The organism is Shewanella sp. 1CM18E (assembly GCF_023161665.1).
In the GTDB taxonomy this organism is placed as follows: domain Bacteria; phylum Pseudomonadota; class Gammaproteobacteria; order Enterobacterales; family Shewanellaceae; genus Shewanella.
In genome coordinates this window covers 55,840-70,682 of record NZ_JALNTW010000017.1, presented here as the reverse complement: position 1 = coordinate 70,682, position 14,843 = coordinate 55,840, and the positions used below count along the sequence as shown (strand labels likewise).

Annotated in this window: 14 protein-coding genes; 3 read left to right on the top strand and 11 right to left on the bottom strand. The window is 43.4% G+C overall.

The annotated features are described in order from the left end of the window. Positions 1 to 10: 10 nt before the first annotated feature. Positions 11 to 748 (top strand): enoyl-CoA hydratase-related protein, encoded by a 738-nt coding sequence (locus tag MSG37_RS18015; RefSeq protein ID WP_248472055.1) that lies wholly within the window; start codon positions 11 to 13, stop codon positions 746 to 748. A gap of 169 nt (positions 749 to 917) precedes the next feature. Here the strand turns inward: MSG37_RS18015 and MSG37_RS18010 are convergent, their stop codons facing one another. The 6 genes from MSG37_RS18010 to dnaB all read right to left on the bottom strand — a co-directional run bounded on the left by MSG37_RS18010 (position 918) and on the right by dnaB (position 7,223). Further along, positions 918 to 1,118, bottom strand: coding sequence for a PspC domain-containing protein (locus MSG37_RS18010; RefSeq protein WP_248472054.1), 201 nt, complete (start codon positions 1,116 to 1,118; stop codon positions 918 to 920). Between the two features lie 127 nt (positions 1,119 to 1,245). Then, on the bottom strand, positions 1,246 to 1,554 hold the full coding sequence (locus MSG37_RS18005) for a hypothetical protein (protein ID WP_248472053.1): 309 nt from the start codon (positions 1,552 to 1,554) through the stop codon (positions 1,246 to 1,248). 257 nt (positions 1,555 to 1,811) lie between these two features. Continuing rightward, positions 1,812 to 2,798: a tRNA dihydrouridine(20/20a) synthase DusA gene (dusA, locus tag MSG37_RS18000; protein ID WP_248472052.1), complete on the bottom strand. Its 987-nt coding sequence runs from the start codon at positions 2,796 to 2,798 to the stop codon at positions 1,812 to 1,814. A gap of 476 nt (positions 2,799 to 3,274) precedes the next feature. Next, a complete protein-coding gene (locus MSG37_RS17995; RefSeq protein ID WP_248472075.1) occupies positions 3,275 to 4,552 on the bottom strand; it encodes a hypothetical protein in 1,278 nt (425 codons plus the stop codon). Between the two features lie 95 nt (positions 4,553 to 4,647). Further along, positions 4,648 to 5,724 carry an alanine racemase gene (gene alr / locus MSG37_RS17990; protein WP_248472051.1) on the bottom strand — a complete coding sequence of 359 codons (1,077 nt, stop codon included), beginning with the start codon at positions 5,722 to 5,724 and terminating at the stop codon, positions 4,648 to 4,650. A 92-nt stretch (positions 5,725 to 5,816) separates the two neighbouring features. Beyond that, positions 5,817 to 7,223, bottom strand: a complete 1,407-nt coding sequence (gene dnaB / locus MSG37_RS17985; protein ID WP_248472050.1) for a replicative DNA helicase — start codon at positions 7,221 to 7,223, stop codon at positions 5,817 to 5,819. A gap of 123 nt (positions 7,224 to 7,346) precedes the next feature. On the opposite strand from dnaB, the gene MSG37_RS17980 reads away from it, so the two are divergent. After that, a complete protein-coding gene (locus MSG37_RS17980) occupies positions 7,347 to 9,566 on the top strand; it encodes a S46 family peptidase (protein ID WP_248472049.1) in 2,220 nt (739 codons plus the stop codon). Positions 9,567 to 9,965: 399 nt separating this feature from the next. On the opposite strand, the gene rplI is transcribed toward MSG37_RS17980, so the two are convergent. The 4 genes from rplI to rpsF are packed head-to-tail and all read right to left on the bottom strand — an operon-like array spanning position 9,966 to position 11,410. Continuing rightward, entirely contained in the window at positions 9,966 to 10,418 is a 453-nt protein-coding gene (gene rplI, locus MSG37_RS17975) for a 50S ribosomal protein L9 (protein WP_012278732.1), read from the bottom strand. A 27-nt stretch (positions 10,419 to 10,445) separates the two neighbouring features. Continuing rightward, positions 10,446 to 10,673, bottom strand: coding sequence for a 30S ribosomal protein S18 (rpsR, locus tag MSG37_RS17970; RefSeq protein ID WP_005497284.1), 228 nt, complete (start codon positions 10,671 to 10,673; stop codon positions 10,446 to 10,448). Positions 10,674 to 10,684: 11 nt separating this feature from the next. Next, positions 10,685 to 10,990 carry a primosomal replication protein N gene (priB, locus tag MSG37_RS17965; RefSeq protein WP_220765216.1) on the bottom strand — a complete coding sequence of 102 codons (306 nt, stop codon included), beginning with the start codon at positions 10,988 to 10,990 and terminating at the stop codon, positions 10,685 to 10,687. Between the two features lie 6 nt (positions 10,991 to 10,996). After that, positions 10,997 to 11,410, bottom strand: coding sequence for a 30S ribosomal protein S6 (rpsF, locus tag MSG37_RS17960; RefSeq protein ID WP_028766438.1), 414 nt, complete (start codon positions 11,408 to 11,410; stop codon positions 10,997 to 10,999). A gap of 335 nt (positions 11,411 to 11,745) precedes the next feature. Here rpsF and MSG37_RS17955 point away from each other — a divergent pair, with 335 nt between their 5' ends. Further along, positions 11,746 to 12,489, top strand: a complete 744-nt coding sequence (locus MSG37_RS17955) for a DUF481 domain-containing protein (RefSeq protein ID WP_248472048.1) — start codon at positions 11,746 to 11,748, stop codon at positions 12,487 to 12,489. Between the two features lie 97 nt (positions 12,490 to 12,586). Here the strand turns inward: MSG37_RS17955 and MSG37_RS17950 are convergent, their stop codons facing one another. Then, positions 12,587 to 14,674, bottom strand: a complete 2,088-nt coding sequence (locus MSG37_RS17950) for a prolyl oligopeptidase family serine peptidase (RefSeq protein WP_248472047.1) — start codon at positions 14,672 to 14,674, stop codon at positions 12,587 to 12,589. Between the last annotated feature and the right edge of the window lie 169 nt (positions 14,675 to 14,843).

The window sequence follows — 14,843 nt, the reverse complement described above, 5'->3', positions numbered from 1 at the left end:
GACATAACGAATGAGCACGATTCAAGTTAGGGACGACAATGGCGTAAGGGTCATTACGTTTAATCGCCCGGATAAACGCAATGCGCTTAACCTACAAATGTATACACAGCTAACAGAATACCTTATCCAAGGCGAGTCGGACAATGAAATTCGAGCCTTTATGTTTCGTGGCCAAGCAGATTGTTTCACCTCTGGTAATGATGTCGCTGACTTTCTACAAAATAGTGGCTTAGGCGCAGATCATCCTGCTTTTCGTTTTCTTTTTTGCCTATTAGATCTGCAAAAACCGGTTGTGGCCGCAGTGACTGGTGCAGCAGTAGGAATTGGCACAACCATGCTGCTACATTGCGATTTAGTTTACGCTGATAATAGCGCTAAATTTCAACTTCCTTTTGTGCAACTAGCACTTGTTCCTGAGGCTGGTGCGAGCCTATTACTACCGCAAGTTGTTGGCCAAGCCAAAGCCAGTGAACTATTAATGCTTGGTGAAAGCTTTAATGCTAATGCAGCGCATGAATTTGGCCTCATAAATGAGATTATCGCCAGCGATACGATTTTTGATTACGCCCTGAAACGTGCACATCAATTAGCTTCACTGCCACCAATCTCATTGCAAACAACTAAAAAATTAATTCGCTATAACAGAAAAGATGTTCGTAAGCAGATGGAAAAAGAATTGCTGGAATTTGAGCAAAGACTAGCAAGTGATGAGGCTAAAGCGCGATTCGCTGCATTTTTAAAGCGCTAAACAGAAAAGGTTAAACTTAATCAGTTGCTAGATGCGGATGCTAGTAAAATACCGGATAGCATCCGCTTTAATCTAATATTATCACTACAAAGTTTGCGACTTGCTTGATAACGGTTGGAGGGTTCAATTTGCATATGAGTATCCTCGTTTTCATTATTAGAGCAATTCATCAGCAAGGCTTTTGCCACTTAGGTAATACCAAAGCTAATACAAAGTAGACTAATAATCCCATTGCAGGATTACAAAATATCGCTACTGCACATACCACTCGGGTCCACATGCAAGACCACTCAAACTTATCAGCCATCGCGGCAGTTACGCCACATACCATCGAGCGAGGATCTTTTAAACGTTCAACAAAATTAACCATTTCAAACTCCCTTGTTTTTAATCTTCCAATTTGTGCCATTCCAGTGAACACACCAAGCAAGCAAACATGACTAAACTAATAATCGGTAACAGTAACATTGCAATAAACTGAGCAAAGAACCACATAATTAGTCCTTAGTTATAGCTGTTGTTACCAATGCTTGCTCATTTTGCTCTGTCGCTTTTTGCTTGTTAGCAAGCTCTTGCTCTGCGTCCATATCGAACATCAATTCAGACATCTGTGACTGGATAGAAAGACTTAATTCGGTTTGTGCTGAATTAATCATCTCTTGCATTTGTGATGAGATATTCTGCTCAATGTTTTTAGCTACATCAGTGATTAAAGTATTATCAGCATGAGCGGTTGCACTAACACCAAGCATTACAGCAGTAAGTAAAGAAACTTTAAGAGTTTTAGATACAGTTGAGTTAAACATAATGGATTCCTTTTCGAGTTCGCCTAATTGTATGTTTATGTGCGAGGCTCTAGTCTTTAGATACCTTAATTACACATTTCTAAATTACATATAAGGTAATACAAGTGGCGTGCCAACTTTAAAGGTCAAGACTAATGCACTGTTTAAAAAGGATTTTATATAAAATAACGCGAAAGGACGCTGTGAGGGATATTTGAACAATAAAAGATAATAGTGAAACTCACCAAGCACTGGTGAATTTCACTAAGTAAACACAATTACAAGCTAACAATGTCGTCCATAGCAGCTCGAGCTTGAGTAATGACTTCAATACCAGCGCCTTGCTTATGCGCATTTTCGCTGATATAACGGCGCCATATACGTGAGCCCACTTCACCTTGGTAAAGCCCAATAATGTGGCGAGAGATATGATTAAGACGACCACCTTGCTTAAGGTGAGCCTCAATATACGGCAATAGCTTTTCTAACACTTGATCACGGCTCAATACTGGCGTATTTAAACCACAAAGCTTTTGGTCTACTTCAGCCAAGATATACGGGTTTTGATAAGCTTCACGCCCTACCATCACGCCATCGAGCTGCTGCAGATGAGTTTGACATTCAGCTAAAGTCTTAACGCCGCCGTTAATCGAGATGTTTAGCTCAGGATAATCGCGCTTTAATTGATATACACGCTCATAATCCAGCGGTGGGATCTCACGGTTCTCTTTCGGACTCAAGCCTTGTAGCCATGCTTTACGGGCATGAATAATAAACTCTTCACAGCCTACAGCTTTTACCGTATCAATCAACTGAGTCAGGAACTCATAACTATCTTGCTCATCAATACCAATACGGGTTTTTACGGTAACCGGAATATCGACCACTTGCTTCATGGCTGATACACACTCAGCCACCAGTTCAGGCTCAGCCATTAAGCATGCACCAAAGCGACCATTCTGTACGCGGTCTGACGGGCAACCTACGTTTAAGTTAACCTCATCATAACCACGCTCAGCGGCAAGCTTGGCACAAGCTGCTAAATCAGTAGGATTAGAACCACCAAGCTGTAATGCTAATGGATGCTCTTCTTCGTTATAAGCCAGGTAATCACCACGACCATGCAAAATGGCGCCAGTAGTGACCATTTCGGTATAAAGTAACGTTTGCGAAGACATCAAACGTGCAAAATAGCGGTAATGCTTATCTGTCCAATCCAGCATGGGAGCGATTGAGAAGGTACGATTGATGGGTCTTACTGACATAAACTAATTATCCAACTTAAAATAAAGACAGCTATCGCCCTTTGGCTTAAGTGCCTATCTGAAACATACCCGACTCTTTGCCAATACTATTTAAAGCGACTGGCAGTATCTTTTATTAAAGGAAGATAAAATCGGTGAAGTGCAATAATCGGCCATTATAGCACTACATAAGGCAAGAGTAGAAAGCCCTGATACATTGTTTAGTCACTCCCACTAACCCAACACTACTTATGAGCATTAATAATATAAGCCTCCAAGCTTTGCTGTAGCCACAAAGGCGCTAATACTTTGCCATCTAAAGAACGCTTTAACCATAAGTAAACCGTCGGATGAGAAAAGCCTTGCAACAAACATTTGTCGTAGCAGGAAGAGAGTGACTAATTTCCCTTGTTGCTCATTAGATTTCCCTCTCCAACAAAAACCAAAGGCACCAATCGGTGCCTTTTTTAACTTTAGCAATCTAATTAAAGCTCGAACTAGAACGGCTGATTCACCATAATCCAGAACTGATTAGACTCTTCACTAAAGGCTAACTCTGCGCGTACCACTACACTTTCAACTTCAAAGCGCGCACCAATACCCGCCGACCATTTCAAGTCATCATGTAATGCACTGGCACTGAACTCATTACTAACTTGGCCGGCTTCAGCAAATGCAACCCACTGCCACCACGGAATGTCGTATAAGTTAAATACAGGCCATTCTTGCAACGGTTGCCATCTAGGCTGAACACGATATTCAGCGCTATATAACACGGCTGAACGTCCGGTGAATCGCTTACTTGTATAACCACGCAAGCGCTCAAAGCCACCTAAACTGACACCAGCAAAACTAGGCGGTTGATGTAAATCATTATCAGAACCGGAGGTCCAAGTAGGGGTATCGGCTAAGTAAAAATTAAAGGCTAAAATTTGCTGGCCAAACCATTCATTTGAGTCGATAGAAACAAAGGTGCTTTGGTCAAACTCCCAGGTGGTCCAGCTATTACGTGAGTCGCTGCCAAAGTCGCGGGTAACCTTAAAGCTTGTTTGCCCACCTTGGGTACTGTTTTTACCGTTATCGCGGTTATCCCATTCAAGCTCAAGCGCTACACCTTTAGCTTCATCTTCTAAAAACTCAAAGCCTTCGAGTTCACGACTCTGGGTAAAAGGGCTGAACTTAATACTGGTAACACCTGACTCTAGCGGGTTCCAACTAATATCGGTTCGTGCTCGGCCTAGACTACGCGCCGCACCTTGACTACCACGGCCTATCGGCAGTACGTATCGCGCATGGAACTTAGTAAAGGACTCATCACCTAAGGTCACTACTCGTTCGCTGTCACCATTGATATCAGCTTGATTAGGCACATAGTAAACGCCTTCTTTAAAGCGAGCGTTGTAGGTTTCGATTGAGAACAACCATTGATCCAGAGTCGGTATTTGATAGTCGTTAAAACGCAAATAGCTAACCCAACTATTATTGGTGCTATACACGCCTATACCCAAAATTGAGGATTGAATTTGCCCTGCATGCTTAAGCACACCCGCGCCGCCAAAAGCCGTACTTAGACTCTCACTGGAAAATGCAAAAGGCACCGCGACAAACTCAGGCTCGTATGTCGGCAGTTGCTGTGGTTCGGTCGATTTTTGCGGCGAACGTTTCGGTGTAACAGACTCAACAATGATCGTCTCTTCACCTGATTGGCGGCCGCTATTTTGCTCTGTGGTTATGGCAGCATTAGCCCAAGGAGAAAATAATCCTATTGCCGCCATCAAAAAAGAAAATTTTGTGTTCAATTTAAGACTTCTTCAACTGCAACGGGCATCCAGCCTCAAATCGCAGTATCAACATAAATAAGTTTATTTGCTCAATCTAGGCAAACAGCAACGCGTGGCGTCAATTTAGTCACCAGCTCGTAAGCGATAGTGCCGATGTGCTCGGCTACCTCCTCTACTGGAAGGTCTTTGCCCCAAAGCACAGCTTTATCGCCCACATGGTCATTTGCATTAGCACCAAGATCGACGGTTAACATATCCATCGACACACGGCCAACAATCGGTGCTAATCGGCCGTTAATTAATACCGGTGTGCCCAACGGCGCGTTACGTGGATAGCCATCACCATAACCAATAGCAACCACACCGAGTTTAGTATTGTTATCTGCAACCCAGTGGCTACCATAACCCACAGGCTGACCCGCTTTATGCTCACGGATAGCAATCAATTGTGATACCAACTCCATCGCAGGGATCAGCCCATGCTTAGTGCCAAGGTCACCAACAACTGGTGATACGCCATAAAGTGCAATCCCCGGGCGGATCCAGTTAGCTTGGCTTTGCTGCCAAAACAATGCACCTGCAGAATTTGCTAAGGTGCGCTCGCCAGGCAAGCCTTTAGTTAATTGCTCAAATGTGGCTAGCTGGGTTGCGGTGTAGTTATTTTCAGGCTCGTCGGCGCAAGCAAAATGGGTCATCAAATTAATCGGCTTAGCGATATTTTTACATGCCAATAAGCGCTGATAAACCGCGTGAAATTCATCCGGAACAAAGCCTAAGCGATGCATACCAGAATCAACTTTCATCCAAACCGTTACCGGTTTAGTTAGCTCCGCTTGCTCTAGCATCTCAATTTGTGACTCATGGTGAACCACGGTTTCAATATCATGCTCAACTAAGGTCGCTAAGTCGGCAGGCCTAAAGAAACCTTCTAACAGTAACAGCTTAGCGTTCACCCCACCGGCACGTAGTGCCAGTGCTTCTTCTAAACGCGCTAAGCCAAAACCGTCGGCATTATCTAAACATTGCGCGACATTAAGTAAACCATGGCCATAGCCATTGGCTTTTACAACCGCCATCACTTTGCTTGATGGGGCTAATTCGTGCAGCCGAGCCAGATTATTTTTCAATGCTTGGCGACTGATCTCTGCTCGTGGAAATGGTTTCACAACTAACCTTGTTATCTTTATTAAAAAGTAAGAGCCTCTATGAGGCTCTATTGTAATTAATCATGGTCCCTAAATGTCTTTATGGACAATAATTAATCCTCTTCGAATTGCGGGCCGGCGTAGTTATCAAAACGTGAGAATTGGCCTTGGAAGGTTAAGCGCACACGCCCAATTGGACCGTTACGCTGCTTACCAATAATGATTTCAGCAGTACCTTTATCTTCAGAGTCATCGTTATACACTTCATCACGATAAATAAACATGATCAAATCGGCATCCTGCTCAATCGCGCCCGATTCACGCAAATCCGAGTTAACAGGACGTTTATCAGCACGTTGCTCAAGTGAACGGTTAAGCTGTGATAATGCAATCACTGGAATTTCCAGCTCTTTCGCCAAAGCTTTTAGCGAGCGCGAAATCTCTGAGATCTCCAAAGTACGGTTATCTTTAAGTGCGGGTACCTGCATCAACTGAAGGTAATCGATCATGATCATCGACAGACCACCGTATTCACGGGCGATACGCCTAGCACGGCTGCGCACTTCTGTTGGAGTTAGACCTGAGCCGTCATCGATATACATCTTACCTTGCTCAAGCATAATGCCCATAGTTGATGATACGCGCGCCCAATCGTCATCATCTAACTGACCGGTACGAATTTTGGTTTGATCGACGCGGCCTAAAGAGGCCAACATACGCATCATGATCTGTTCTGAAGGCATCTCCAAGCTGAAAATAAGCACAGGTTTATCTTCGTGCAGCGCCGCTTGCTCACACAAGTTCATCGCAAAGGTGGTTTTACCCATAGATGGACGCGCGGCAACAATAATCAAGTCACCAGACTGGAAGCCTGCGGTCATTTTATCTAAATCGCCAAAACCACTTGATACCCCAGTTACACCACTGGTTGGGTTGTTATATAACTCTTCAATCTTGTCGACTGTCTTTTCAAGGATCGCTTTAATACCCTCAGGACCTTCGTTAGCATTGGCGCGCTGCTCAGCAATTTTAAAGACTTTGGTTTCAGCTAAGTCGAGCAACTCGCTTGAATTACGCCCTTCAGGGTTAAAACCTGCATCGGCAATCTCGTTAGCAACCTTAATCATATCGCGTACAACCGCACGCTCTCGTACGATATTAGCGTACGAGTGAATGTTTCCCGCGCTCGGGGTGTTTTTAGCAATTTCGCCGATATAAGCAAAGCCGCCGACATCTTCAAGCTGATCTTCAAGCTCAAGCTGCTCAGATACAGTAATTAAGTCGATTGGTTGACCGGCGCTGATCAAAGACTCCATCGCAGTAAAAATGGTGCCATGGGCACGGGAATAGAAATCTTCTTTTACGACCGCTTCAGCCACTCTGTCCCAAGCGTCAGAGTCCAACATCAAACCACCGAGAACCGATTGCTCAGCTTCAATTGAATGCGGCGGCATCTTCAGCGCGTCCATCTGAAGATCTCTTGGTTTCTCTTTGCCCTTAAAGGCGCGTTGTTGTGACATTAAATCTCCAAAATTCCAACGTTTAAGCAAAATGTGGTATAAAACTGGGGTCAAGCAAAGCAGGCATTTAACATCTAACGCCCTGCACCTAAAAATAAACTATAACAATATTAAGGAAAGAACATGCGCAATGCATTGATTGCCGCCGTTGCCCTTTCGACAGGGATGCTGCCATCAGCTGTGGCATTGGCCGATGAAGGACAATGGCAACCCTATCAAATGCCATCTATCGCCGATAAGCTCAGCGAACGTGGTATCGATATTCCAGCTAAACAACTCGCCGATTTAACCAGCTATCCGATGAACGCGGTAGTTGGACTGGGCTATTGTACCGCCAGTTTTGTTTCGCCCCAAGGCTTAGTTGTCACAAACCATCATTGCGCCTACCGTGCTATTCAATATAACAGCAAAAAAGAGCATAACTATCTTGCAGATGGTTTTTTAGCAACCAGTAAAGATAAAGAGCCAACCGCTGGCCCGAATGAGCGTTTATATATCACTGAAGCGGTAACCGATGTCTCAGAGCAAGTTAAAAAAGATATCGGTGAAGATCCGCTACAGCGTTATGAAAACATTCAAGCTAACCGTAAAGCACTAATTAAAGAGTGTGAAAGCGATGATAACTACCGCTGTTCAGTAAGAAGTTTCCATAGTGGCCTTGAGTATTACCTTATCAAGCAACTAATTATCCGCGATGTGCGCTTAGTATACGCGCCACCTGAAAGTGCAGGTGCTTTTGGTGGTGATATTGATAACTACGAATACCCTCGCCACTCTGCTGACTTTACCTTCCTACGTGCTTATGTGGGTAAAGACAGTAAGCCAGCAGCTTTTGCCGAAGACAACGTACCCTACGTACCTAAGAGCTATTTAAAAGTTAATGCCGATGGCGTTAAAGCTGGCGACGGTGTATTTGTAGCCGGTTACCCAGGCTCAACCAGCCGCTACCGTTTAACCAGTGAGCTCAAGTTTGCCAGTGACTGGCTATATCCAACCCTTGCTGAGCGCTACCAGTTACGCATTGATACTATCGAAGCCATGAGCGCTAACGATAAAGACGTTAAAATCAAATATGCTGGTACGCTTGCTGGCATGGCAAACCGAATGAAGAAGTACAATGGCTTGCTCGATGGTTTTAAAGCGACTGATATTACCGGTATTAAACAAAGCCGCGAAGATGATTTCCTTGCTTGGCTGGCAAAAGATGCTGAGTACAAGTCCTTCCAAAATCAGTTTGCAGCACTTGAAGACTTACTTGTTGAGCAACGCCTGCAGCGCCAAGGTCGCTACTATTTTGAAAATGCGCAAAGCAGTGATTTGTTAGCTACGGCAAACAAGCTATACCGTTTAGCCAAAGAAAAGCAAAAACCCGATGCAGAGCGTGAAGAAGGTTACCAACAGCGCGATATGAAGATGTTTAAGGCCCGCCTTAAGCGCCTAGACTCAAGCTTTGCCATTAGCGTTGATAAAACCCTGTGGATGCAAGACTTAGAAGCTTACTTAGCCCAAAATAACCGCGTGGCTGAACTTGATGCCATGCTTAACGAAGGCGACAGTGAAGTCAGCTTAAGTGACAAGCTTGATGCCTTGTATGCACTTAGCTCACTTACCGATAAAGAAAAGCGCCTTGCGTGGATGGATGCCGATGCTAAAGCATTTGAAACCAGCGCCGATCCTTTCATCCGTCTTGCCGTAGCGCTTTACCCGCAAAATATGCAAGCAGAGAAAGATGCTAAGACCTTAGCGGGTAAGCTATCGAAAGCGCGCCCTGACTATATGAAAGCGATTATCGCCTATAACAAGGCTAATGGCTGGCCTGTATACCCAGACGCTAACGGTACACTGCGTATTACTTACGGTATGGTCGATGGTTACCAATCAGCAGATGCGCTTTACAAGCAGCCATTTACTCGCTTAGAAGGCATTACCGCTAAGCACACAGGTGTTGAGCCATTTAACGCACCCGCTAAGCTTTTAGCAGCCATTGAAGCTAAGCGTTATGGCACTCATGCGGTTGAAAGCGTATATCAAGACCCAGCCTCTTGGTTATGCCGCTTGTTCTCTTGTTTAGACAAGCCAGAAGAGTTTGGCTCGGTGCCGGTTAACTTCCTATCAAGTGTTGATACCACAGGTGGTAACTCAGGCTCGCCAGTGTTTAACGGTAAAGGTGAATTAGTGGGCCTTAACTTCGACTCAACTTATGAAGCGATTACCAAAGACTGGTTCTTTAACCCAACTATCACTCGTGCAGTACACGTAGATATTCGTTACATCCTGTGGATGATGGATGAAGTCGATAATGCGCAGAACCTCATTGAAGAGCTGGATTTAGTCCGTAACTAATTTCACTCTACACATCACCAAAAGGCATATAAGTTCGCTTACATGCCTTTTTATTTGCTTTCAAATGAGTCAGTCAGGTCTATTTTCTTCATCTTGATATCTAGTTCGGTAATGAGCTTATACTGATTGGTATTAGTAACAATACTGACGGGCTAAAGCCCGACCTACAGGAAGTTTACTCTAGTTGGTAAGCCCTAGTTTTCTAGACACTTTCTAAGTTCTCATAATACTGCTTTTCCTACTTTCCTACTTTCCTACTTTCCTACTTTCCTACTTTCCTACTTTCCTACTTTCCTACTTTCCTACTTTCCTACAATGCTAAATTTCAGACATAAAAAAACGCCGTACTAATAAATTAATACGGCGTTTCAAATTAAAGCATTTGCTTAGCGCAAATTATTAAGCTTCTGCAACTACAGATAGTTTAACGATTGCTTTAACTTCAGTGTGAACTTGAACTTCAACTTCGAATTCACCAGTAGTGCGGATAGCACCTAGTGGAAGACGAACTTCGCTCTTAGCTAGTTCAACACCTGCAGCTGTAACTGCATCAGCGATATCACGGTTACCAATTGAACCGAATAGCTTGCCTTCGTCACCAGCTTTAGAAGCGATAACAACAGACTCAAGTGCAGAGATTTTCTCAGCGCGTTGAGTAGCAGCAGCTAGGTCAGCAGCTAACTTAGCTTCTAGATCAGCACGACGTGCTTCAAAAACTTCAGTGTTAGCAGCATTAGCAACAACAGCTTTACCTTGTGGTAAAAGGAAGTTACGAGCGTAACCAGCTTTTACAGAAACTTGGTCACCCAAGTTGCCTAGGTTAGCGATTTTATCAAGTAAAATAACGTTCATTATATATTCCTCTGAATTAATGCAGTATTACTGATGTAAATCAGTGTACGGCAGTAGAGAAAGATAACGAGCACGCTTAATAGCGCGAGCTAGTTGACGTTGATATTTAGCATTTGTACCAGTGATACGACTAGGAACAATTTTACCACTTTCAGTGATGTAGTTCTTCAAAGTTACGATATCTTTGTAATCGATCTCGGTAACGCCTTCTGCAGTGAAACGGCAGAACTTGCGACGACGGAAATAACGTGCCATGTGACAGTCTCCTAAGTTTTCAATTCGACATTTTCAGCGTGTAAAACCAGACGATTTTGACCATTTCTGCTCTGTTGCAGATTAATGAAGCCTTCGACCTGTATTTCAACGCCGGCTGTTAAGTTTTTTGCAACGCTGTTAAAGCGTTCACCACTTAATACAACTTGGATTTGGCAATAAACGTTGCGTAACATTTCTGCTTCATAACGCTGCGATTTGTGTTCCAACATGATTACCGTGTGGGCTATACCTGCTGGGCTATCAAACTGCCTAGAACGCGTAATGGTTCCTGCTAATACCAAATTGTTCGTGGTCAAAAAAACTTACTCAGCTGTGTTTTCAGCGCTTTCTTCTACTTCTTCAGCAGCTTCTGCACGTGGTGCACGCTCTTCAGATGAACGACGTGTGTCGCGCTCGTCTTTAGCTTTAGCCATTGGAGATGCTTCAGTGATGGCAGCTTTAGTACGCATAACCATGCTACGCAAAACAGCGTCGTTGAAACGGAAAGCTGTTTCAAGTTCTTCAACCGCTTCTGCAGTAGTCTCTACGTTCATAAGAACATAGTGAGCTTTATGCAATTCGATGATTGGGTAAGCCAATTGACGACGGCCCCAGTCTTCTAAACGGTGGATTTGACCGCCAGCTTGGGTAAGAATACCCGTGTAACGTTCGATCATACCTGGCACTTGTTCACTCTGATCAGGGTGAACTAAAAATACGATTTCATAATGACGCATTTTTTGCTCCTTACGGTTATCTAGCCTCGTTGTTGGCTCAGTCAGACCTAATAGAGGCAAGGAACTAATTAAAGTGACTGAATTAAGCCGCGGAATATTACATAAACTCAAGCGATAATTCAAGCAATAAGTGAACCTGATTGTTATCGTTCTTTTATCTGCCTTTAAGCCCCGCTCAATGAGCAAGATTTATAATGGCATTTTCCCGCTATTGCGCATTATTATCACTGCAACGGCTAAAGTAATCTAATTTGCGTAGCAGCTGATTCTAGGTATTATGTTGCTCAGTAATAACTGACGCATCCTCATTAGAAACGACACCAAGAATAAGAATAATGCTAAAGAAACTCACTGTTGTATTTGCGCTAACGTGTCCACAGGCAGCCTTCGCACTTGTGCCGCCGGACTACCAAGAGCCTCCTAGTGATCTAACCGCTGAAATCGAAGCGGGCTTCCAGCTCAATACAGGTAACACTGAATCAAGTAGCTTTAACGGCAGAACTAAGTTGGTTTACGATACAAAGCAAACCAAACAGGAAGGCACCATTAAGGCTTACTTTGCTGCGGATAATGAAAAAACCACCGCAGAAAAGTATGATCTGCAATTACAGTCCAGTTATAAGATAAATGGCGGTTACTTTTTTGGCCGTGGTGATTTTACTTGGGATCAGTTTGGTAGTTACACCCGCATATCGACGGTTTCTGGTGGTTACGGCTTTGATGCTATCAGCACTTCCAAAACGAGCCTGAGTTTAGAAGTTGGTCCCGGTTATCGTTATAACCTACCCATAGCAACTGACGATGAACCGATCCCTGAAGCCAATAAAGATGTGATTTTACGTACCGCAGCAAAATTTGAGATGAAGCTGCAGGAATACACCAGTCTAAACGCCGACCTTACCGCTGAAACAGGCGAAGACAATAACACCCTGACTTTGGACATGAGTTACAAAAATACCCTCTTCCAAGATTGGGCATTTAAGATCGGTGTTAACGTCAAGTACACTGAAGTGGTACCTGAGGGCTCAAAGCAAACTGATACCATTACCACCTTCAATCTGCTTTATACCTTCCAATAAAAAAAGCCTGCAACAATTGCAGGCTTCCTTAGTTATCGCTTTGTAGAGCAAGTCATCATCTAGCTTGTATTCAACAAGTCGCTCTTCATTGAGTAAGCTATTTCAGCTGTTGCATCAAGTAGGCGTAAACCATAGAACTTAACTCGGCGACTTGGTTGTTATCTGCAGCGCCAGCATGTCCACCTTCCATGTTTTCATAATATAAAACATCAATACCCATACCTTCCATTTTAGCTACCATCTTACGCGCATGAGCAGGATGCACACGATCATCACGGGTTGAAGTAGTAAAGAATACTTTCGGATATTCAGTGTTAGCTTTTAGATTATGGTAAGGCGAGAATGTTTTAATATAGTCCCACTGTGCAGGAATATCCGGATCGCCATATTCCCCCATCCAGCTTGCACCCGCTAAAAGCTTGCTATAGCGCTTCATATCAAGCAAAGGCACTTGGCAAACAACCGCATTGTAAAGCTCTGGTCGACGCGTAAATGCTGCGCCCATTAGCAGGCCGCCATTACTGCCACCTTGTATCCCTAAATGCTCGCTTGAGGTTATCTTCTTAGCAATTAAATCTTCAGCGATTGCTTCAAAATCTTCATAAGCTTTATGGCGATTTTGCTTCAATGCAGCTTGATGCCAAGCTGGACCATATTCACCACCACCGCGGATATTGGCTAGTACATATACGCCACCTTGCTCTAACCAGTTTTTACCTATGGTTGCCGAGTAAAATGGACGCAACGAAACTTCAAAACCACCATAGCCGTATAGCAAAGTAGGATTACTGCTATCAAGCTTTAAATCTTTTGCCATCACTACAAAGTAAGGCACTTTAGTGCCATCTTTTGAGGTAGCAAAGTACTGCTTAGTTTCAAACTTATCCGCTGCAAATTGCTGCTTCATGCCCTTCACTTTTTCAGCTTTCATGGTCACAGCGTTAAAGCTATACAGGCTAGATGGTTCAAGAAAACTAGTGAAATTGACGAAGAACTCATCACTATCGCGTTCAATATCAAACACACTTATGGTGCCATTTGGATCAAATGGTGCTTGCATGCTTTTCCATTGACCATCTTTTGCTTGAGTGTAACGAACTAGTTTGCCTTTAACGTTATCTAACCAAGTCACGAAAATAGCACTTTTGGTAAAACTGACTTGTGAAATTGATGCTGTAGCAGATGGTTCAACCAAGGTAGTAAAGGTTGGCTTTTGCGCTATCAATTGCTCAATAGGCGTATAGATAATTGAACCTTGCTTAAACTGCTTACCATTCTGTTCTAAGTCGCTTTTTAACTCGACATAGAGTTGGCCGTTAAAGTAGCCCTTTAGTTCTGCATCTTTTGGCAATGGCAATTGGATTAATTTGCCATCACGGTATACATAATGGTCTGCGGTGTAAAAGGTTAGTGCTTCGGTAACAACTTCCAATGAGTTATCACCATCAAATAGCACATAGCCAGATACTGCAACTGAGCTTTGCTCACCAGTAAACACCGTTTTAGCACTTGATAACGGAGTACCACGTTGCCAATGCTTTACAATTTTAGGGTAGCCAGAGTCTGTCATGCTGTTATCACCAAAATCGGTGCCAACAAACACATTATCTTTATCAATCCAGCTTAAATTTGATTTTGCTTCAGGTAAGAAAAAAGGTTGGCTTTGTTGTTCAACAAAGGTCAGTGAATCTAAATCAAACTCACGAGTTTCAGTGGCATCAGCGCCACCACGGGAAAGTGATACAAAGCAGCGGTCATTTTCAGGGTTACGGCAGTTAAAACCCTTATACACCCAGTTTACACCTTCGTCTTTACCTAATTTATCAATATCAAGTACGGTTTCCCATTTAGGAGATGCCTTCTTATACTCTTCCATCGTTGTGCGGCGATAAATCCCGCGAACATGGTTTTCATCTTTCCAGAAGTTATACAGGTAATCACCAATACGACTGGCGTAGGGAATGCGCTTTTTATCATTAAGAATAGCTAAACTATTACTGACTAAACTATCGAAACCTTCATAAGCTTTGATCTCTTTAGCTGAAATAGCATTTTGCTGCTTCACCCATTCCATCGGCTTTGCCCCTTCGACATCTTCTAGCCAAAGGTACTTATCTTCTTCGGCACAAACTGGCGCCGCTGTGATAGCTCCAAGCACGCACAAAGATAAAAGTTGATTACGCATGTAAACATCCTGTTATTAGAATTTGTGAGCCTAAATTACTGCATTTTGCTAAAAAGTTGAATAAGAGATAGCTGCTAACGGCTTTAATGGTGTAACAAAGCGTTTCTTACTATAGCCAGCAGTTCAAACTGCAGATACAAAAATGCCGACAAGGAAACCTTATCGGCAT

Bases quoted from the DNA above. Each gene is read 5' to 3' on its own strand.
- MSG37_RS18015 (WP_248472055.1), top strand. From the start codon at position 11: ATGAGCACGATTCAAGTTAGGGACGACAATGGCGTAAGGGTCATTACG.
- MSG37_RS18010 (WP_248472054.1), bottom strand. From the start codon at position 1,118: ATGGTTAATTTTGTTGAACGTTTAAAAGATCCTCGCTCGATGGTATGT.
- MSG37_RS18005 (WP_248472053.1), bottom strand. From the start codon at position 1,554: ATGTTTAACTCAACTGTATCTAAAACTCTTAAAGTTTCTTTACTTACT.
- dusA (WP_248472052.1), bottom strand. From the start codon at position 2,798: ATGTCAGTAAGACCCATCAATCGTACCTTCTCAATCGCTCCCATGCTG.
- MSG37_RS17995 (WP_248472075.1), bottom strand. From the start codon at position 4,552: ATGGCGGCAATAGGATTATTTTCTCCTTGGGCTAATGCTGCCATAACC.
- dnaB (WP_248472050.1), bottom strand. From the start codon at position 7,223: ATGTCACAACAACGCGCCTTTAAGGGCAAAGAGAAACCAAGAGATCTT.
- MSG37_RS17980 (WP_248472049.1), top strand. From the start codon at position 7,347: ATGCGCAATGCATTGATTGCCGCCGTTGCCCTTTCGACAGGGATGCTG.
- rplI (WP_012278732.1), bottom strand. From the start codon at position 10,418: ATGAACGTTATTTTACTTGATAAAATCGCTAACCTAGGCAACTTGGGT.
- rpsR (WP_005497284.1), bottom strand. From the start codon at position 10,673: ATGGCACGTTATTTCCGTCGTCGCAAGTTCTGCCGTTTCACTGCAGAA.
- rpsF (WP_028766438.1), bottom strand. From the start codon at position 11,410: ATGCGTCATTATGAAATCGTATTTTTAGTTCACCCTGATCAGAGTGAA.
- MSG37_RS17955 (WP_248472048.1), top strand. From the start codon at position 11,746: ATGCTAAAGAAACTCACTGTTGTATTTGCGCTAACGTGTCCACAGGCA.
- MSG37_RS17950 (WP_248472047.1), bottom strand. From the start codon at position 14,674: ATGCGTAATCAACTTTTATCTTTGTGCGTGCTTGGAGCTATCACAGCG.